This window comes from Neptunicoccus cionae, assembly GCF_002860325.1.
Taxonomy (GTDB): domain Bacteria; phylum Pseudomonadota; class Alphaproteobacteria; order Rhodobacterales; family Rhodobacteraceae; genus Amylibacter; species Amylibacter lutimaris.
Genome location: NZ_PKOJ01000004.1, coordinates 59,086 through 78,520, shown reverse-complemented (window position 1 = coordinate 78,520; position 19,435 = coordinate 59,086). Strand labels below are relative to the sequence as shown.

General features: G+C 56.8%; 18 protein-coding genes. 7 read left to right on the top strand and 11 right to left on the bottom strand.

Annotated elements, in window-relative coordinates; genetic code table 11:
• The first annotated feature begins 36 nt into the window (after window positions 1-36).
• Genes C0U40_RS11055 through C0U40_RS11030 form a run of 6 tightly spaced genes read left to right on the top strand, consistent with a single transcriptional unit; the run spans window position 37 to window position 5,359 of the window.
• Window positions 37-543: a TRAP transporter small permease gene (locus C0U40_RS11055; protein ID WP_101655849.1), complete on the top strand. Its 507-nt coding sequence runs from the start codon at window positions 37-39 to the stop codon at window positions 541-543.
• Window positions 540-1,823, top strand: coding sequence for a TRAP transporter large permease (locus tag C0U40_RS11050; protein WP_101655848.1), 1,284 nt, complete (start codon window positions 540-542; stop codon window positions 1,821-1,823). The genes C0U40_RS11055 and C0U40_RS11050 overlap by 4 nt, the downstream gene beginning before the upstream one ends.
• The gene (gene ltnD / locus C0U40_RS11045; protein WP_101655847.1) at window positions 1,823-2,707 is read left to right on the top strand and encodes an L-threonate dehydrogenase; all 885 of its coding nucleotides are present in this window, start codon (window positions 1,823-1,825) and stop codon (window positions 2,705-2,707) included. Before C0U40_RS11050 ends, ltnD begins: the two co-directional genes overlap by 1 nt.
• A complete protein-coding gene (gene otnK, locus C0U40_RS11040) occupies window positions 2,707-3,942 on the top strand; it encodes a 3-oxo-tetronate kinase (RefSeq protein ID WP_101655846.1) in 1,236 nt (411 codons plus the stop codon). The genes ltnD and otnK overlap by 1 nt, the downstream gene beginning before the upstream one ends.
• Entirely contained in the window at window positions 3,942-4,589 is a 648-nt protein-coding gene (gene otnC, locus C0U40_RS11035; RefSeq protein ID WP_101655845.1) for a 3-oxo-tetronate 4-phosphate decarboxylase, read from the top strand. The genes otnK and otnC overlap by 1 nt, the downstream gene beginning before the upstream one ends.
• Window positions 4,589-5,359, top strand: a complete 771-nt coding sequence (locus C0U40_RS11030) for a hydroxypyruvate isomerase family protein (protein ID WP_101656119.1) — start codon at window positions 4,589-4,591, stop codon at window positions 5,357-5,359. The genes otnC and C0U40_RS11030 overlap by 1 nt, the downstream gene beginning before the upstream one ends.
• A gap of 9 nt (window positions 5,360-5,368) precedes the next feature.
• On the opposite strand, the gene C0U40_RS11025 is transcribed toward C0U40_RS11030, so the two are convergent.
• The 6 genes from C0U40_RS11025 to C0U40_RS11000 are packed head-to-tail and all read right to left on the bottom strand — an operon-like array spanning window position 5,369 to window position 12,275.
• A complete protein-coding gene (locus C0U40_RS11025; RefSeq protein WP_101655844.1) occupies window positions 5,369-6,457 on the bottom strand; it encodes a P1 family peptidase in 1,089 nt (362 codons plus the stop codon).
• Window positions 6,454-7,383, bottom strand: a complete 930-nt coding sequence (locus C0U40_RS11020; protein ID WP_101655843.1) for a MurR/RpiR family transcriptional regulator — start codon at window positions 7,381-7,383, stop codon at window positions 6,454-6,456. Before C0U40_RS11020 ends, C0U40_RS11025 begins: the two co-directional genes overlap by 4 nt.
• Window positions 7,380-8,984, bottom strand: a complete 1,605-nt coding sequence (locus C0U40_RS11015; protein ID WP_101655842.1) for a dipeptide ABC transporter ATP-binding protein — start codon at window positions 8,982-8,984, stop codon at window positions 7,380-7,382. The genes C0U40_RS11020 and C0U40_RS11015 overlap by 4 nt, the downstream gene beginning before the upstream one ends.
• Window positions 8,981-9,784, bottom strand: coding sequence for an ABC transporter permease (locus C0U40_RS11010; protein ID WP_286134915.1), 804 nt, complete (start codon window positions 9,782-9,784; stop codon window positions 8,981-8,983). The genes C0U40_RS11015 and C0U40_RS11010 overlap by 4 nt, the downstream gene beginning before the upstream one ends.
• Window positions 9,781-10,719, bottom strand: a complete 939-nt coding sequence (locus C0U40_RS11005; protein WP_101655841.1) for an ABC transporter permease — start codon at window positions 10,717-10,719, stop codon at window positions 9,781-9,783. Before C0U40_RS11005 ends, C0U40_RS11010 begins: the two co-directional genes overlap by 4 nt.
• 56 nt (window positions 10,720-10,775) lie before the next feature.
• Complete coding sequence (locus C0U40_RS11000) at window positions 10,776-12,275, bottom strand: ABC transporter substrate-binding protein (protein WP_101655840.1); 1,500 nt, start codon at window positions 12,273-12,275, stop codon at window positions 10,776-10,778.
• 299 nt (window positions 12,276-12,574) lie between these two features.
• Between C0U40_RS11000 and C0U40_RS10990 the strand changes: the two genes are divergently transcribed.
• A complete protein-coding gene (locus C0U40_RS10990) occupies window positions 12,575-13,519 on the top strand; it encodes a LysR family transcriptional regulator (protein ID WP_101655838.1) in 945 nt (314 codons plus the stop codon).
• 9 nt (window positions 13,520-13,528) lie between these two features.
• Here the strand turns inward: C0U40_RS10990 and C0U40_RS10985 are convergent, their stop codons facing one another.
• From C0U40_RS10985 to C0U40_RS10965, 5 genes are all read right to left on the bottom strand, one after another.
• Window positions 13,529-14,698 (bottom strand): acyl-CoA dehydrogenase family protein, encoded by a 1,170-nt coding sequence (locus tag C0U40_RS10985; protein ID WP_101655837.1) that lies wholly within the window; start codon window positions 14,696-14,698, stop codon window positions 13,529-13,531.
• A 7-nt stretch (window positions 14,699-14,705) separates the two neighbouring features.
• On the bottom strand, window positions 14,706-15,857 hold the full coding sequence (locus C0U40_RS10980; RefSeq protein WP_101655836.1) for a CaiB/BaiF CoA transferase family protein: 1,152 nt from the start codon (window positions 15,855-15,857) through the stop codon (window positions 14,706-14,708).
• A gap of 111 nt (window positions 15,858-15,968) precedes the next feature.
• The gene (locus tag C0U40_RS10975) at window positions 15,969-16,286 is read right to left on the bottom strand and encodes a hypothetical protein (RefSeq protein WP_101655835.1); all 318 of its coding nucleotides are present in this window, start codon (window positions 16,284-16,286) and stop codon (window positions 15,969-15,971) included.
• Window positions 16,283-18,766 carry a cytochrome c oxidase subunit I gene (gene ctaD, locus C0U40_RS10970; protein WP_101655834.1) on the bottom strand — a complete coding sequence of 828 codons (2,484 nt, stop codon included), beginning with the start codon at window positions 18,764-18,766 and terminating at the stop codon, window positions 16,283-16,285. The genes C0U40_RS10975 and ctaD overlap by 4 nt, the downstream gene beginning before the upstream one ends.
• Window positions 18,763-19,425 (bottom strand): cytochrome c oxidase subunit II, encoded by a 663-nt coding sequence (locus C0U40_RS10965; RefSeq protein ID WP_286134914.1) that lies wholly within the window; start codon window positions 19,423-19,425, stop codon window positions 18,763-18,765. The genes ctaD and C0U40_RS10965 overlap by 4 nt, the downstream gene beginning before the upstream one ends.
• Window positions 19,426-19,435 lie beyond the last annotated feature (10 nt).

The following is a 19,435-nucleotide window of genomic DNA, read 5'->3' as shown; positions in this document are numbered from 1 at the left end:
GCCTGTCCTTTCCCAATCTATCCATGAGGCCCCGACATGCGCTATTTCCTGCGCCTCGAAAATTTCACGACAGGAGTCGCGCTGAGGCTCTCTATTGCCTTTCTGGTGATCGCTGCCAGTCTGGCGCTCTATCAGGTCGTCACCCGCTTTGTCTTTGGCGCCCCTTCCACCTGGTCCGAGGTGATCACCCGTTCGGCGATGATCTGGTCGGTGTTTCTCGGGGTGGCTGTCGCCTTCAAACACGGCGCGATGATTTCTGTTGATATGATACAGAATGCCCTGCCGCCGCGCCTTGGTCTTGCGCTTTACGTACTGGCAAGCATCGGTTCCCTGATCTTCTTTTCCTTCCTGTTCTGGCAGGGGTATCTGATGACCCTTCGCGTCATCCCGCAAAGCCTGTCGGCGCTGGAGATTTCCATCGCATGGGTCTATGCGGCGCTGCCCACCGGATCCGGTTTCATTCTTGTCGCCATTCTGGCCTCTATTGTCCGTGCGGTCCAAGGGGACTGGCTGGTCACCCGCAACGAGGAGGACGCACTGTGAACAGCGCACTCGGTTTTTCGCTCGCAATCCTCTTTGTACTCGGGGTTCCGATTGCGGTTTCAATCGGTCTGGCATCCATCATCGGCATTCAGGCAGAGGGCCGCTTGCCCCTGTTGCTGATTGCTCAACGTATGTTTACCGGCATCGACAGCTTCCCGCTGATGGCGATCCCGCTGTTTATTCTGGCAGGCAACCTGATGTCGGCAGGGGGGATTTCCCACCGTCTGGTTGAACTGGCCAAATCATTGGTCGGGGGTATTCAGGGCGGGTTGGCCTGTACCTGTGTTCTGACCTGTATGCTGTTTGCATCGGTGTCCGGTTCCTCTGTTGCAACGACTTTCGCCATCGGGGCAATCCTTATTCCGGCGATGGTAAAGCATAATTACCCCAAGCCGCTGGCGGCCTCTATTCAGGCGTCCTCTGCCGAACTGGGCGTGCTTATTCCGCCTTCGATTCCGCTCATTCTTTACGGGGTGTCCACAGATACCTCCATCGGCAAGCTGTTCGTCGCGGGCCTTGGGCCGGGTGTTGTCGTGGCCGGTTCGCTGATGGCGCTGGTGCTGGTGATTTGCCGGATCCGTGGCATCGGCAAGGACGACGGCATGGGCCGCGCCAGTCCGGGGGCTGCGCTGAAAGCGGCGCTGCCTGCGCTGCTGGTGCCAGTGGTGATCCTTGGAGGGATTTATTCCGGCATCTTCACCCCGACCGAGGCTAGTGCAGCGGCTGTGGCTGCGGCGCTGATCGTTGGTATGGGGCTGTATAAGGAACTGAAATTCGCCCATTTGCCCGAGATTCTGAAAAAGACCGTGATCTCCACCTCGGCGATTATGATCATTATCTCGGCCGCATCGCTGTTTTCATTCCTGATCACACGCTCCGGCCTGCCAAATGAAATCGCCCAGTGGTTCAAGGAAATCTTTGAAAGCCGCGTCGCCTTTCTTTTGGCCGTAAATATCCTTCTTCTGATCGTTGGCATGTTCATCGAAACTTCGGCGGCGATCCTTGTACTGGCACCGATCCTGACACCTATCGCGCTGAGCTACGGGGTGGATCCGGTGCATTTCGGTCTGATCATCGTGGTGAACCTTGCGCTTGGGATGATCACACCGCCGCTCGGAGTTAATCTGTTTGCGGCCTGCTCGGTCGCGCAGTTGAAGGTCGAAAAAATTATCCCGCAACTGATCTGGTTTGTGCTGACAGTTTTCGCAGCACTGATGGTGATCACCTATGTACCGGCAATCACGCTGTGGCCGGTTGAATGGATATTCGGAGGACAATGATGTCTGTATATTGTGTTGGTCTCGGCTCTATGGGGCTGGGAATGGCGAAAAGCCTTGTGCGCGCCGGTTTTGAAGTGTGCGGATTTGATCCGGCTGCAAGTCAGGTCGATCTGTTGTGTGAAGCAGGCGGCAAACGCTTTGCTGAAGATGACGCGCCGGTTGAGGTGGTGGTTTGCACAGTGCTGAATGCACAGCAGACCCGCACCGCACTGTTCGGTGAAAACGGTGCTGCGGCGCGGTTGTGCAAGGGCGGGGTGATCATCTCTTGTGCTACTGTAGCTCCTGCGTTTGCGAGCGAGATGGAAGCGGAAGCAGAAGCGCTCGGGTTGCTTTATCTTGACGCTCCGATTTCGGGCGGTGCTGTCAAAGCTGCCGAAGGACGGCTGTCTATTATGGCCTCGGGAACGGAAGCGGCCTTCGCGGCTGCAGAACCTGCGCTGGAGGCAATGGCCGAAACCGTGCACCGTCTGGGGGATCGCGCGGGTCCGGGGTCTGCGATGAAGGCCGTGAACCAGCTTCTTGCAGGGGTTCATATTGCTGCCATGGGCGAAGCGTTGGCTTTTGGCGCGTCTCAAGGGCTTGACCCTGCGCAGGTTGTGGATGTTGTTTCGGTGTCTGCGGGTACATCGTGGATGTTTGAAAACCGTGGCCCCCATGTGGTGCAGGGCGATTATACACCGCATTCCAAAGTGGACATCTGGCTGAAGGATCTGGGGATTGTCGGCGAGATTGCAGCCGCATCCGATTTGCCAGTGCCGATTTCGGCCAATGCGCTGGAACAGTTCAAGGCCGCCTCTGCTGCGGGGCTCGGGGATGAAGACGACGCAGCTATCGCAAAATATTTTGCCCGTCAGGGCGGCGTTAAACTTCCGGGGGATGAATAATGTTACTGGGATGTATCGGAGACGATTTCACCGGATCGAGCGATCTGGCAAATACTCTGGCCAAGGCAGGGATGCGCACGGTTCAGTACAGCGGCGTACCGACAGCCCCTGCTGGCGCGGATGTTCAGGCCGGTGTGGTTGCACTGAAATCACGCTCCATCGACCCGCAGGAAGCAATCCGCCAGTCGCTGGAGGCTTTGGCATGGTTGCAAGCACAAGGCTGTGAACAGATTTTCTTCAAATACTGTTCTACTTTTGACAGTACAGCCGAAGGCAATATCGGCCCCGTTGCCGATGCGCTGGCCGATGCGCTCGATGCTCATAACGTGATTGTCTGCCCCGCATTTCCGGGGGCAGGGCGATCGGTCTATCAGGGGTATCTGTTCGTGAAAGATGTGCTGCTGAATGAAAGCGGCATGGAAAATCATCCCCTGACGCCGATGAAGGATGCAAACCTGCGCCGGCTGATGGCGGCGCAAAGCAAAAACAGCGTCGGACATGTTCCTGCCAGTGCTGTCTTTGAAGGGGCTGCCGCGATCCGCGCCAGAATGGATGCGGAAAAATCGGCAGGTCACCGGATGCTGATCGTAGATGCGTTGCGTGACAATGACCTTATGGAAATCGGTGCTGCGGCCAAAGGCTTGCCTCTGATAACCGGCGGGTCTGGCGTGGCGCTTGGCTTGCCTGCCAATTTCGGTATCTCCCCGGCAGAGGTTCCATGGACGCCGCAATCGGGTAAGGCAGCAGTGCTATCGGGTTCCTGTTCTGTGGCAACGCGGGGGCAGATTGCCTATCATGTGGCCCGCCATCCCAGCCTGAAGATTGATCCCGCCGATGTGATCAGCGGCGCCCAAACGCCACAGGCAACCGCGCAGTGGCTGTATGAGACAGAGGGCCTGCCCCTTGCCTACAGTTCGGCTGATCCGGATGATGTGGCAGCGGTTCAGAAGAAATTCGGCAGTGAAGCCGCCGCTCATGCACTGGAAACGTTTTTTGGTCAAACCGCAGTTTGTCTGGCAGAGCTGGGTGTTTCACGTATTTTGACCGCCGGTGGCGAAACATCTGGCGCCGTGGTTGAGGCGCTCGACTTCAAAACCTTGGAAATCGGACCGGAGATTGATCCGGGCGTTCCGGCCCTGCGGGCCAGTGATGAATTGGTTATCGCGCTGAAATCCGGTAACTTTGGCACCGAAGATTACTTCGAGAAGGCTTCAAAAGTGTTGGGACAGGACTGATGCAGGAAAACGCGCTGCGCGAACATATTTGCCTGCTGGCGAAATCCATATTCGACCGTGGTCTGACGGGCGGTAGCACCGGCAATATCTCTGCGCGAACCGAAGACGGCGGTTTGCTGGTTTCTCCTACAGGAACCAGTTTCGGGCGGCTTGATCCTGCGCGCCTGTCCCGTTTTGATGCCGACGGCACGCTGATCGGGGGCGATAAACCGACCAAGGAAATGCCCTTACACAAAGCGTTCTACGACACCCGCAGCACAGCCGGGGCGGTGGTGCATCTGCACAGCTGCCACTCCGTGGCCCTGTCGATGTTGCCCGATACCGACCCCGAAAACTTCCTGCCGCCGCTGACGCCTTATGGTATTATGAAGCTCGGCAAGGTACGGTTGCTGCCCTATTTCATGCCCGGCGATCCCGCGATGGGGGAGGCCGTGCGCGGCCTTGCCGGTAAACGTTCGGCTGTGATGCTGGCAAATCACGGTCCGGTTGTGGCCGGCAAGGATGTGGAAGCGGCGTGTAATGCAATCGAAGAACTCGAAGATACGGCAAGGCTCGCCCTGATGCTGCGCGGGATGAATGCACGGGCACTCACCGATGCACATGTGCAGGCGCTTGTGACCAAATTCGATGTGGAGTGGGACGATTGATCCGATTTTCTGCCAATCTGGGGTTTCTGTTCACAGAACACGATCTGCCCGACGCGATCCGTGCAGCAAAAGCAGCCGGTTTTGATGCCGTTGAATGCCACTTTCCCTACGATACGCCCCCCGAACAGATGCGCGCGGCACTGGCTGAAACCGGTTTGCGGATGCTGGGCCTGAACACATGGCCGGGTGACCGCGGGGCAGGGGATTTCGGGCTGGCGGCCTTGCCCGACCGCGTGTCAGAGGCCCGCGCTGAAATTGCCCGCGCGGTAGATTATGCAGCAGCAGCAGGGGTGGACGCGGTTCATGTTATGGCAGGGCGCACTGATGGTGGTGCTGCGGCCGAGGACTGTTTTCGCAGCAATCTGAACCATGCCTGTGATCTGGCGGCAGAGCACGGCATTAGCGTACTGATCGAACCCATCAACACCCGCGATGTAGCGGGCTATCACCTGTCCACCACTGATCACGCGGAACGGATTGTGGACGCGCTGGAACGGCCCGAACTGAAGATCATGTTTGACTGTTATCACATGCAGATCATGCAGGGCGATCTGGCGAAAACGCTGGAACGGCTGATGCCCAAGATCGGCCACGTCCAGATTGCATCAGTCCCTGACCGCGCCGAACCCGATCGCGGCGAAGTCGATTATCGCTGGCTTTTACAGCGCATCGACGATCTTGGTTACAACGGTTTCATCGGGGCGGAATACCATCCGCAAGCCACAACCAAAGCCGGTTTGGGTTGGATGAACACGCTCTGCGCCGATTAGGCGGGGGCGTTACGCCCCATTTACGATTTCAACCAGCCTTACAGGATCGATTGCCCTGACGAGCTTTCCTGCAGGTTTCACTGCAACCCGATCTTCTGCGGCAATCATTGCATTCAGGACCGCTTCTTCCACAGACTGGACTGCGGCCTCGTAAAATAGATCGAGATGCACGTCGTTGAGGATCTCAAGCTTCATCACGTCGGGCGCACGCCACGGATTATCGTGCCCGTTGGCAGTGCTGAAAGCGAGGAATATGTCACCGCTATTGTGGCCCCCTTTGCTGCCGTTGCGCCCGATACCGATAGAGCCACGCCGCGCCAGCCGGTTTAGCTGGTGTGGCATCAGTGGCGCATCTGTTGCGATAACCACGATGATCGATCCCTGCTCGTGACCGAATACCATATCCTCCCGCATCTGGTGCCCGACCGGTACGCCTGAGACTTCAAACCAGTTGCGGGTGCCGTGGTTCGCCTGCACCATGACGCCCAATGTGTAATCGGCCCCTGCCACTGTAATCTTGCGGGAGGCAGTGCCGGTTCCACCTTTGAACTCATAAGCAATCATGCCGGTTCCGCCACCGACATTGCCTTCGGCAATCGGCCCGCCGGTTGCTGTGTTGAGGGCTTCCAGCACATGATGTTCCTGCACAGCACGGGCGTTAATATCGTTGAGCACACCGTCATAAGTCTCGCCCACCACGGGAAGACACCACATGTGATCGTCGTTGAAGATCTCTTTGTAGCGATCGATCATCCAGCCTACGGTTGCATGACTGGTCATGCCGACACCGTGGGAATTGGTGATCATCACCGGCCCGAGGAACCAGCCCAGATCGTTGATCAGATGGCTGCCGGTGAATTCTCCGTTGCCGTTAAATGAATCGATACCGGCCCAGACCGGTTGAATGCTACCGGACACGCCCCTTGGAATGATCGCTGTCACACCGGTGCAAAGTCCTTTGTGAACACCCTCAACCGGATTTTCCAGAATGGTCGAGTACCCCACAGTGACTCCCGGTACGTCTGTGATAGCGTTATAGGGTCCGGGCATGCCGGAGAATTTCAGGCCGATATCACGGGCGCGGGGCTTCTGGGTCATTCGGATTTCTTTCTGTTGTCGCGTTGTAACGGGCGGTTCTGTGCACCCGGTTCAAAGGTATAGGCTTCGAAGTGCCGGCCTAGTGCGCCCATCTTGTTCAGCCGCTCGTTTGCGGAACGACCCGCACGGGCCGTTATGCCGTTCAGCATCAAATTCAACAAAGCAGACAGACCCGCCGTGCTGTCTAAAAAGGTTTTGGTGACTGTGCTGACGGAAAGCGCATGGGGCGTGTACTGCCTTGGCCAAGGATCAAACCGGTCGGTTACGGTAATCAGCGGTATGGAACGGCGAAGGCAGAGTTCAGCAATCTTCAAAGAAGTTTTGGCGTAGGGAACGGTATCTACCATGATGACGCAACTGTCCTCCACGTCATCCTCAAAAATCTCGGACCAGTTACCGCTGGTGCCGGAAACATAGCGAACACCGGAGCGGGCATATTTCAAACGGGTCGCAAAATCCATCGCAAGCCCCATCGACCCCTGAAAGCCGCAGATCTTGATGTAGCGGGCCTGCATAGCTATATCGAGCGCCGCATGCCATTGGTCGGTGCTTGCAAGGCGATACACCTCAACGATGGCTTCAATCTCCAACTCCAGTTGTCGGGCCAGTTCGTCTTCTGTCGTCAGCGGGATTGCGACGCGCAATTTGCGCAATGCACTGCTTGACCCGATCTCGGACCGCAGGTCGGCGTTTACAGCGCTCATGAACGCCTTGAAGTTTTTGTATCCTAACCGGCGCACAAAACGGGTCACGGTCATTTCGCTGACACCCGCGTATTTCGCCAGTTCTCCGGCTGTATCAATCGGCACATCCATCAGATCGCTCTCGACCCAGCGGGCCACGGTGCTTTCTGCCTTGGACAGATTGCTGGCCTGCGCCACGCGTTCAAGGACGGTACCGCTGGGTTCAGGGTGAACATCGCTCATGGGTGTGCAGCCTCTAGGTGGGGGATCGCGTTAATCAGAGTGCGTGTGTACTCCTCTGACGGATTGTCAAAGACTTGATCGGTTGGTCCGGCTTCTACAATCTCGCCGCGTCGCATTACGATTACGGAGTTGCATAACCGCCTGATGACAGCGAGGTCATGGCTGATGAAAATCATCGTTAATCCCCGTTCTTTTTGCAATCTGATCAAAAGGTCCATTACCTGTGCTTGCAGGGTGACGTCCAGCGCGGAGGTGACTTCATCCGCGATCAGAACCCGCGGGTCCATTGCCAATGCCCGCGCGATTGCAATGCGCTGGCATTGACCACCCGAAAGCTGTGCAGGCAAGCGATCACCAAGTGACGGGTCGAGGTCGACCTGTGCCATAAGATCCGCGACCCTTGCCGCCACGTTCTGTGGCGCGCAGAGTTTGTGGCGGCGCAGCGGTTCCGCAATAGCGTCGCGGATGCGCATCCGCGGCGACAAGGCTTCATATGGGTGTTGATAGACCAGTTGCACATCACGCAGATAATCGGCGCGGTTGCGCCCAAAAGGACGGGCAGGTGCACCTTCGAAAAGGATCTCCCCTGCTGCCGGTTTGACCAGACCCACCAACGCGCGGGCCATCGTGCTTTTGCCCGATCCGCTTTCCCCGACGATGCCGAGGGTCTCTCCGGGCTGAACGGAGAAATCTGCCCCTTTTACTGCCAGAAAACCGCTCGCCCGTTTTGTGAAGATATCAGTTAATCCCCCGCCCCCGTACCGGACCTGAACGCCTCGCGCCTCTAACAGCGGTGCTGCTTTCGGGGCGACTGGTGGTGTGTGTTGTGTCAGGCGATCCGGATGGGAGGCGATCAGCATCCGTGTGTATTCATGTTGTGGTGAGTCAATAACGGTTCGGGTTTTGCCCGTTTCAACCACGCGGGATTTACGCATGACAATTACATCTTCACAGACCCGCGCAACTGCGCCGAGATCGTGGCTGACAAAGATCATCGATAGCCCTTGTGACTGCCGTAGTTCCACCAACAGGTCCAACACACTTTTCTGCACCGTTGCATCAAGCGCCGTGGTCGGTTCATCTGCCAGCAACAGATCCGGTTTGCAGGCGAGCGCACCGGCGATCATCGCGCGCTGTTTCATCCCTCCGGACAGTTGATGCGGATAGGAACGCGCCCAGCGTTCGGGCTCGGGGATGCGCACTACGTCGAGCAGGCGCAGAACTTCCTCCTGAATGGCCCGGCCCTTCAGTTCTGTGTGTTTGCGCAGGGTTTCCGCGACCTGATCCCCTATCCGCATAAGAGGATCGAGATGGGAAGCGGGGCTCTGAAAAATCATCGCAATGCGCTTGCCCCTCAGGGTGTTCAAGGTGGCTTCGGAGGCCCCCAGAATATCCTGTTCCTCAAAACGGATTTCACCCTCAGTACGGGCAGTTGACGGCAGCAGTTTCATCAGGGCACGGCAGGTCACCGATTTTCCTGATCCGCTTTCTCCGACGATTCCCAACGCCCCGCCTCGGGGCAGGTCAAAGGAGACATCGTCAACGGCAAGGGTTTCGCCAAAACGTACAGAAAGGTTGCGGACAGACAGCAAGGGGGTCATCGCTCGATCCTTAACATTTTGGCCAGTCCGTCGCCCATCAGGGCAAAACCCACGCCGATCAGAACCATCGCCAGTCCGGGAAAGAAGCTGATCCACCAGGCGGTAGAAATATAGATTTGTCCTTCGGCAATCATCACGCCCCATTCTGCGGCTGGCGGGGACACACCCATTCCCAAGAAGCCAAGCGCGGCACCGAACAGGATAACCAGCGTTACGTCGGTCATCATATAGACCACGACAGGTGACAAGGCATTGGGCAATACGTGGCGAAACAGTATGTAGGGATGTGAAAAACCCATAGTGCGCGCTGCGAGAACGAATTCGGAACTGCGCAGCACGATGGCTTCGGCCCGCGCCAGCCGCGCATAGCCGACCCAACCCACCAGCGCCAAAGCGATAAAGTAGTTTTCAATTCCGGGGCCAAGTACCGCAACGATAGACAGGACCAGAACGAAGAATGGAAACGGCACGGTTATGTCCAGAATACGCATGGCGATTGTGTCGACCCAGCCACCGAAATATCCCGCCAGCAGTCCGATTGTCATGCCGATAACCATCGGTGCAATCACTCCGAGCAAACCAATATAAAGCGCAAGACGCGAACCGTAGATCACCCGGCTGTAGGTATCGCGTCCCACATTGTCAGACCCGAACCAGTGCTCGGCACTCGGGGGGGCAAGAAGCGCCTCGAAGTCGATCGCATAAGGATCATGGGTGGCAAGCAGGGGGGCTGCAAGCGCAATGAGGCTCCACACGGCCACCAGCGTGGCACCGCAAACAAACATCGGCGAGAGCTTCATGTGTTGATCCTCGGATCTATAAGCGCCGACAGGATATCAACAGCAAGCATGACAACAATGGTCGTAAGGGCGAATACCAAAGTGGCCCCCTGTACAACGAAATAGTCCCGTGCAAGGATACTATCCACCATCAGCTTACCCATTCCCGGGACAGCGTAAACGGTTTCAACTATCACGGAACCGCCCAGCAGATACGCCACGATCACCGCGAACAGGTTCAGCGTTGGCAGAACCGAGTTCGGGAACACATGGGTGCGGAATACTTGTGACGCTCCCAGCCCTTTGGACATGCCCGCTGTCACATAATCGCGGTTCATTTCGTCCAGTAACGCAGAGCGCAGATTGCGTGTCAGGATCGGAACCACCCAGATGGCCGTTGTCAGGGCGGGGAGGAACAGGTGCAGGAAGTGCTGGGGAATTGTGTCACCAAAACCGCTAACCGGAAACAGACCGAGCGTCACGCCGAAGAAACGGGCAAACAGCAAGCCAACCCAGAACACAGGCATCGCAAGACCGACAACCCCGACAATCCGGATGATCTGGTCCGCAGGACCATTTGGCCGTTTTGCAGACCAGACAGACAGCAGGATCACAGGGGGCAGGATCAACACGATAGAATAGACTACAAGAAACAAAGTGACTGGATAGAACTGGCCGATCAGTTCGGACACGGGCACTCTGAAACGCAAGGACGCCCCGAGATCCCCCTGCACCAGGTTCCCGAGGTAGGTAAAATACTGGGACAAAATCGGATCATCCAGACCGTACCGGTCGCGGATAATTGCGATTGTCTCGTCAGACGCGCGAACACCTACAAGCAGGCGGATCGGGTCGCCGGGTGTGTTCACCATCAGCAGGAATGTCACGATGCTGACACCCAGCAGGACCGGCACAGATTGCAATAATCTGGCGACGATGAAACGTAGAATTTTCAAGTATTTGCTCCGCCTGTAATCTCTGGCCCGCCAATGCGGCAGGCCAGAGAGCTGGATCAGTTGACGATCTCTGTTTCTTCCAGTGTCCATTGCAGGGACGGCGTCAGGGTCAGGCCCTTGATCCGTGTGGAATAGGCATTGGCAAAGGGCGGATAATACAACGGAATCTGCGCCAGTTCTTCGGTCGAGATCCGCTGGATTTCCTTGTAAAGCGCGCCGCGTTTGGCTTCATCCTGTTCGCGAAGAGCGTCTTCAACCATCTGGTTAACATCGTCATTGTTATAGTTGGTGTAATAGGAATTGTTGCCGCAACTGCCGCAAACGGCCCAACGAACGGCAAGGTCGGGGTCTTCGGTTTCATTATACCACCAGTTGATTGTTACCTGATAGTCGCCCTTGGTCAGGCGATCCCACCACAAGCCGCCGTCAACGCGCTCCACAGTCGTTTTAAACCCTGCAGCGTCCCATTGCGCCTTCAAAAGCGTTGCTGCCTGTTCAAAGCTTGGAGTAATCATCAATGTAATCTCAGCCCCGAGCGCGCCTTCGGATTCAAGCAGTTCCCGTGCCGCTGCCGGATCGTAAGCAGGCGGTGCAATGTCAGCGTTATGAAAGGTCAGCGCATTGGGCAGGGTGCTGTTTGCAACGACCGCTTTACCAAGGGTCATCGCCTTGGTCGTCGCTTCACGGTTCAGGGCCATTGCTGCGGCTTTGCGCACGTTCAGGTTATCAAACGGCGCTTTGGCGTGGTTTGGCATCACGCCGTAAATCAGCGTTGAGGGGGACAGAGGCACAGTAACAGAGTCGCTGCCATCGACCTCATCCACTTGGGCAAAGGGAACACCGCGACTGGCGTCGATTTCCCCTGCAAGCATCATGGACGTGCGGGTGTTATCGTCCTGAACCTCAATCAGGTCTGCACCCGCCACCTTGGGATAGCCATCCCGCCAGTAATTCGGGTTTGCCTTTAGGGTCAGGCGATCATTCGGCTTCCATGCCTCCACCATAAACGGGCCGGATGTGACCGGATCGCCGGCAAATGCCTCTTCGCCGCGGGCTTCGACATCATCTTTGCTGATGATGCCAGCGTTGAAAATTTCCATATAAGAGAGCATCGGAGCACTCGGATATTCCAGCGTCAGAGTGACAGTGTCGTCGTCAACCGCCGTAAACGCCGAGACAGGCGCATAAGCCGCCGGATATGCGGATGCTTCATCTTTGGCGACACGGTTGAGACTGAACGCCACATCTTCTGCAGTGATCGTAGTGCCGTCAGAGAATTTTGCGTCCCGCAAGTCGAAAGTGTAGGTCAGACCATCGTCGGAAATTGTCCAGCTTTCTGCGAGAGCGGGCTGGAGATTGCCGTCCCGGTCCTTGCGAAGCAACCGCGCGTAGAGCTGGCCGAATGCCTCGATATTTCCCGCTGCTGCAGATGCAATCGGGTCCAGTGTTGTAACTTTGTTAGGCGATGCGATGCGCACAATATCCTGCGCGAACGAACCACCGGCGAGTGTGGCAGCCGTAAATGTGACGATCACCAGTCCCTTGGCATTGATCATTATCAATCTCTTTCCATGGTTAGAATCAAGTATGTGATGCCAGTCTATCATCATGAAATTAATTTGGTAAAAAAATAACAGGTGTAAACCGAGTAGTTGAGTCCGAGAAACCTGCGCAGGAAAGTCACTGCAAAATCGCGCTGTTGCTTGGCAAGAAAATACCGCAGCGTTTGCACCGCAGGGGCCGTTCCTTGAAATAACCGGTTGTCCCTTCCACGCGGAACGGACAGTCTGAAGAAAATGACCGGAACGTGCGGGGCGCTGGATCGCCCTGCCATCGGGCAAGTGAAAGGTTTTCCGTGGACATAAGACAGCTTCGTTATTTCATCGCGATTGCGGAAACCGGCTCTGTGTCAGCGGCAGCACTGCGGCTGAATATTGCGCAGCCGTCGCTTTCCCAGCATCTGGTGAATATGGAAGAGGAACTACAGGTTCAACTTGTGGTCCGGTCGCCCCGTGGATCAACTCTGACCGCGGAAGGTGAATTGCTGCTTCGCCACGCCAGAGAAATTTGCGAGGCTATGTCGCGCTGCGTGGATGAACTGCGTGAGACGGGCCGGCACATCACCGGCAAAGTGCACTTCGGGATGCCGCCTTCGGTGTCTATGGTGATGGCCGTTCCTTTGTCTGAAACCGTGCGTCTGGAACTGCCACAGGTGAGGCTCAGGACAAGCGAAGCGATGAGCGGTTTCATCAAGTCGTGGATAGAGGATGAAACTGTCGAGATCGGATTTCTTTACGACCTCAAAGGGATTTCCCATTTTCAGGCGACCCATGTTTTGAATGAACAACTCTACTTCTTTTCCGCGCCCGATGCGTGGCCGCTGGACACACCGCCCGGTGCGCCCGTATCTCTCAGATCGCTGGAGCGTCTGGACTTGATCCTTCCGGGCGAACCGCACGGATTACGCCGGATCATTGAAAACGCCGCCGCGCAAAGCGGCGTCAGTCTGAACGTGGTAACGGAACTGGACGCTATGACCCAGATCAAGGAACTGGTGGCTCGCGGGTCGGGGTTTTCGATCTTTGCGCCTGCGGCCTGCCATGACTACGTGCAAGAGGGAAAGTTGCTCAAATCACCGATTGTCGACCCGGCGATCTCCCGTCCGGTTTATCTCGCCAAGAACCCGCTACGCCCCCAAACCCGCGCCAGCGCTGCGATTGAACGGATGACATTAACGGTCGCCGCTGAAATGGTTCGACGCGGGATTTGGGAGGGCGAACTGGTCTGGACGCCGGAATAGCAAAATCCGTCAGAATGAGCGGGGCAGGCCCAGCACATGCTCTGCCACATAGCTCAGGATCAGGTTGGTGGAAATCGGTGCCACCTGATAAAGCCGGGTTTCGCGGAATTTTCGCTCGATATCGTATTCTTCGGCAAAGCCGAAACCGCCGTGGGTCTGGAGACAGGCGTTCGCAGCCTCCCATGACGCATCGGCGGAGAGCAGTTTGGCCATATTGGCCTGCGCCCCGCAATCCTGTTGCGCATCAAAGCGGCGACAGGCTTCAAACCGCATAAGGTTGGCGGCCTCGACATTCACATAGGCCCGCGCCAGCGGGAAGGATACGCCCTGATTTTGTCCGATTGGACGGTCGAACACCACCCGCTCGTTGGCATAGTCCGCGGCACGTTCCAAAAACCAGTAGCCGTCACCGATACATTCGGCAGCAATCAGGGTTCTTTCGGCATTCAGACCGTCAAGGATATAGCGAAAGCCCATGCCTTCTTCGCCGATCAGGTTTTCAGCGGGAATTTCCAGATTGTCGAAAAACACCTCATGGGTTTCATGGCCGACCATGTTGCGGATCGGCTGGATTTCCATGCCCTGACCGAGCGCGTCTGAAAGCTCGACAATGAAAATACTCATGCCGTGGGATTTCTTCTTTACCTCTGCCAGAGGCGTCGTGCGCGCCAGCAGGATCATCAGGTCGGAATGTTCCAGACGGCTGATCCAGACTTTCTGACCATTGATCACATAGCGGTCCCCCTTACGGTGCGCTGTGGTTTTGATCTTGGTTGTGTCCGTGCCGGTCGTCGGCTCTGTCACCGCCATAGATTGCAGCCGGAGCTTGCCGGAGGCGATGTCCGGCAGATAGCGGGCTTTTTGCGCATCTGACCCGTGACGCAAGAGCGTACCCATATTGTACATCTGCCCGTGGCAATGTCCCGCATTTCCGCCGCCGCGGTTGATTTCCTCCATGATGACAGAGGCTTCGGTCAGGCCCAGCCCCGCGCCGCCATAACTTTCGGGGATCATCGCAGCGAGCCAGCCGTCACGTGTCAGCGCGTCGATGAATTCGGTCGGGTAGGTACCGTCCTGTGCGTGCTTGCGATGATATTCCGGTGCGAAACCGGCACAAAGCGCGCGCAGGGCATCACGCAAATCGTCATGGGCGGCAGAGGCACTGGTGGCTAGGGTCACGATAAGATCACTCCTCGGTCAGATGTTCGGATTTGTCAGAATGCAAAAATTCGTCCCGAATAGCGTTCGTATGTGCGCCAAGGGCAGGGACGGGGCCAAAGGGGCGGGACTCTCCGTTTATCCGTGCCCCCGGTGCCAGAAGGCGCACCGGCCCCGAAGGCGTATCTGCTTCGACGAAACGGTTCTGGGGATGCCCTGCTAGGTCGGCCATTGTAGAAACCTGTCCGAAAGCGATCGCTGCATCGTCAAGTAGTTGTGCAACTTCGGACCTGTCGCGCAAGGCGAAAGCACCGGCGACCAACCCGTCCAACACCCCCCGGTTTTCAACGCGCAGCGCATTGGTGGAGAAACGCGGATCGGTGGCAAGCCTTTCGTCCCCCAGAACATCCGAACAGAACCGCATCCATTCCCGTTCGTTCTGGATCGACAGCAGGATTTGTCCGCCATCGGCACAGGTAAATACGCCGTAAGGCGCGATGGTGGGATGGGACAGCCCCGCCCGTGCAGGCGTTTTTCCACCGTAAGCGTATTGCAGATAGGGAACGTTCATCCAGTCAGCAAGTGCGTGAAAGAGACTAATAGAGAGGTGCCGGCCTTTGCCGGTGGTACCCCGGGCTATCAGGGCTTCGAGCACCGATTGATAGGCCGTCATTCCGCAGGCAACATCACAAACGGACACGCCGACACGGGCCGGACCGGACTCGTTGCCAGTGATCGCGGACAGACCGCTTTCCGCCTGCACCAACAGATCATAGGCCTTGCGGTCCGCCATGGGGCCATCGTCGCCGTAGCCACTGATCGACACCGTTATCAGGCGGGGATGCTTAACGCGCAAAACGTCCGGAGCAAAACCCAACCGTTCGATCGCGCCGGGAGCAAGGTTCTGAATGAAGATATCGGCACGGGCGATCAGTTTTGACAGCAAAGCCTTGTCTCCGTCCTCGCGTAAATCCAGACAGACACTTTCCTTGCCCCGGTTAAGCCAGACGAAATAGGCGCTTTCGCCGTGGACAAGCTGGTCATAATTGCGTGCAAAATCCCCTTCGGGGCGTTCAACCTTGATCACACGGGCGCCCGCTTCGGCGAGTCGGGCAGACACATAGGGTGCTGCTACAGCCTGTTCGACAGAGACTACAAACAATCCTGATAAATCTGCCATTTCCGTACCCCAAGCCAAATCCTTGCAACGTCATGCCAGAAACAGGGCGCCAACCCCTCATTCAACATTACGTGGGGAGCTATAGGTTTTAACTATACCCCGCATCGGAGTTTAGGTGCAGGTGGAGAGAGCCACAATCGGAAACAGGGTCCAGACCGTTGCGACCAGCCCCGTCCAGCCGCCCGCGCGGCTGACAAAACGCAAGAGTCCCGCAGGCGCCGCAAAGCGGGGCTGGTAGAGCACCCAAAGAATTGTGATCTGTAGGGCAATTGCCAGCAGAAATGCGGCAAGCAGGACGAATCTTTGCACCGGAAACTCTGCAAATGAACCCTCAGCGGTTTCACACAGCAGACCATGCAATCCGTAAATTGCGCTGAATGAAACGAGCCAGACGAGCGGCGCGAGCAGGATACGAAGAAGCTCTGTCATGAGAGCATACCGGGAAGATGGGCCGCAGAAAGAATGATGAGACCTGTAATACTCGCGTACTTCACCCACAGCGCAACAATAGGGAAGGCGGCACGCCGCTTGGCCGAGGTGAAACCAAGCCGCATTTGTGTCGCCAGAAAGCCGCTCATCAAAGCTGCAACTGTTGCGTGGAACAGCCCGTACCCCCCCAATACAAGCAAGGTTGCGCCGTAAGCGTGGCTCGTCGGGGCGGGCGCGCGCATCATTAACGCCGCACAGGTAATTCCAAGCACTGCAATCCCGAACAATGCTATGAGTACATTTGAAAACGGTGTGTCACCTGCACGATTTTTGCGGATCGCCCGGCGCATGGCAAGCGGCGCGATAACGGCACCCGCTACGCCAAGGGCAAATTCCAACACGGAAGGTTTGAACCAAACAGGCGGCGGCCAGCCGGGCGCAACGGTCCACAAGAACGCGAATCCGAACAAGAGCGCACCAAAAAAAGTGCCATTCGCCGTCAGCAAAAATACAGATCCCCACCAACCCGGCGCGCGTTCGGCCGTGGCTGCACTTGGCAAAGTCAGATCATGCCCGACTGGCTGCATCGCTGGGTCATCCCGAAGGCCCAAGCTCCACACCCATCTCCATGCGAGAATGATGACACCGACAAGCGCCAGCGGAACGGTCCAGTAGAACTTTAACAACAGAGAAAGGAAAAACAGTCCCGTCACTGCGGACATTACAATAGGCAGCCGTGTATTCGCAGGATAAAGGACGTGCATTTCGGGGCGGCCGCTAGCACTGTCCACAGCCAGTGTTTCTCTTAACCCCTCTCTGGGCACACCAAGGTAGCCTTCGCCACGGGCCAGTGCCGTTGCAAGCGCTGGTTCCCGACCGAGCGGATCGCGACAGGAAATCAGGGGCAAGCTGGCGAAAGTGTAGGCAGGAGCAGGCGTGATCATCGCCCACTCCAGTGTTGTAGCATTCCACGGGTTCCGGCAGCTGCGACGGGCTGTGAAAATGTGAAGAAGGACATCAATCAGGATCATCGCGATGCCAATAGCCAGAATGAAGCTTCCCACTGAAGAGATCAAATTGATAACGGACCAGCCGTCTTCCGGCGTATACCCCGAAATGCGGCGGCGCTGGCCGAGCAGGCCAACCCAATGCATCGCCAGAAAGGTGACGTGAAAACCGACAAACACAAGTGCAAAGGCCAGTTCCCCAAGGCGAAAAAACTGTTGGCGACCGGTGAAATGGGGCAGCCAGTAATAAATCCCCGCGAAAATCGGGAACACAAAACCGCCAAACAGAACGTAATGCAAATGTGCAGTGATGAAGGCCGTATCATGGGCCTGCCAGTCAAAGGGCACAACAGCCACCATCACCCCGGTCAGACCACCTATAACGAAGGTGACGAAAAAACCGAGGATGTGAAGCATTGGCAGATGCAGTTCGGGCCGGCCTTTCCACATGGTGCCGATCCACGCAAATATCTGGACTCCGGTCGGCACGGCCACAAGGGTTGAAGCCGCAGAGAAAAAGGCCAGTCCCAAATGGGGGATGCCCGTTGTAAACATATGGTGGACCCAAAGGCCAAAGGACAAAAACGCCAGCGCAAGCGCCGCTGAAACAATCCAGCCATAACCCAGCAGTGTTGTGCGGCACATCACGGGTAGTACGGTTGAAATAACCCCCGCTGCAGGCAGGAAAATGATATAGACCTCCGGATGCCCGAACAGCCAGAACAGATGTTGCCAGAGCAGACTGTCCCCCCCGAGATCCGCCTGAAAGAACGGCAACCCGAAGGCCCGTTCCAGTTCCAGAAGGACAGAGCCGAGAATTAAAGGTGGAAATCCGGTCAGGATCATCAGCGCCGTGATTAGCGCGTACCATGCAAATATCGGCATCTTTTCCAGAGACATGCCGGGGGCACGGTATTTCAGCACCGAAACCGTAATTTCGACCGCGGCGGCGATGGCAGAAATCTCTACAAAAGTGATACCGATCAACCAGAAATCCGCGTTAATTCCGGGCGAATGGATTGCACTGCTCAACGGGGGATACATAAACCAGCCACCGTCGGGTGCGATGCCGAACAACATCGCCACGATCAGCATTGTGCCTCCAAAAGCATAACACCAGAATCCGTAAGCCGTCAGGCGCGGAAAGGCGAGATCGCGGGTGCCGAGCAGCTTGGGGAGAAGATAGATCGCCAATCCCTCGAAAGTAGGAATGGCAAAGAGGAACATCATCACCGTTCCGTGCATTGTAAAAATCTGGTTGTAGATTTCCGGCCCTGCAAAAGCAGAATTTGGCGTGGCCAGTTGCACACGGATCAGCATCGCCAGCAGGCCGCCAATGATGAAGAAAAAGAAAGCCGTAAACAGAAACATCCGGCCCAGATCGTTATGGTTTACCGTGGAAAACCAGCCCTTAAACCCCGTTTCCGAAGCCCAGATCGCGGTGAGTTTCCTGTGTCTCTCAAGCGCTCTCATTCCGGTTGCCCCTGTAAAAATGCGGCCCAATCGGATTCGTCATGGACGACAACCTGAAAGGCAAATGCATCGTATCCGGCGCCGCTGAATTCTGCGCTCACCCCTTGATAGGTTCCGGGCGCATCCGCCTCCAGTCGCAGGGTGTTGGTATGACCCGGTATCGCGTCAAGCTTGCCTGCCAGACGGGGCACCCAGAAGCTGTGGATTACGTCAGCGGTGGTGATCGCAATATCGACAGGCCGGCCCGCAGGGATATGGAGCACACCTGTGGTTTCAAGCGCAGGAGCATCGGCGTAAGTGAAACGCCACTCCCAGCGACGGGCTTGTGCCGAAACCTGCACCAGATTGACGCCGTCTCTTGGTAACAACCGTTCGCCAACCACCAGCCCGTAAGCCAGCAGCGCGCCAAGGACCAGCGCCGGAAATGCCAGCCCAAGCCCGATTATCCAGACCCTTATCTGGCCTTCTTCTTCGCCGGAATTCTTGTTGCGGCGGAAAGAGAATACCAGCAGGATCATCACCAACCCGAATATTGCTGCAGCCCCCGCCAGCATCACCCACCACAGCGTCGCGATGGACCGTGCAGCCGGTCCGGCGGGATCAACAGTTGAAAGCGCCCCCTCGCACCCTGTAAGCAGGAAGAGAAACGTGGCAGGCACAAAAAACCGC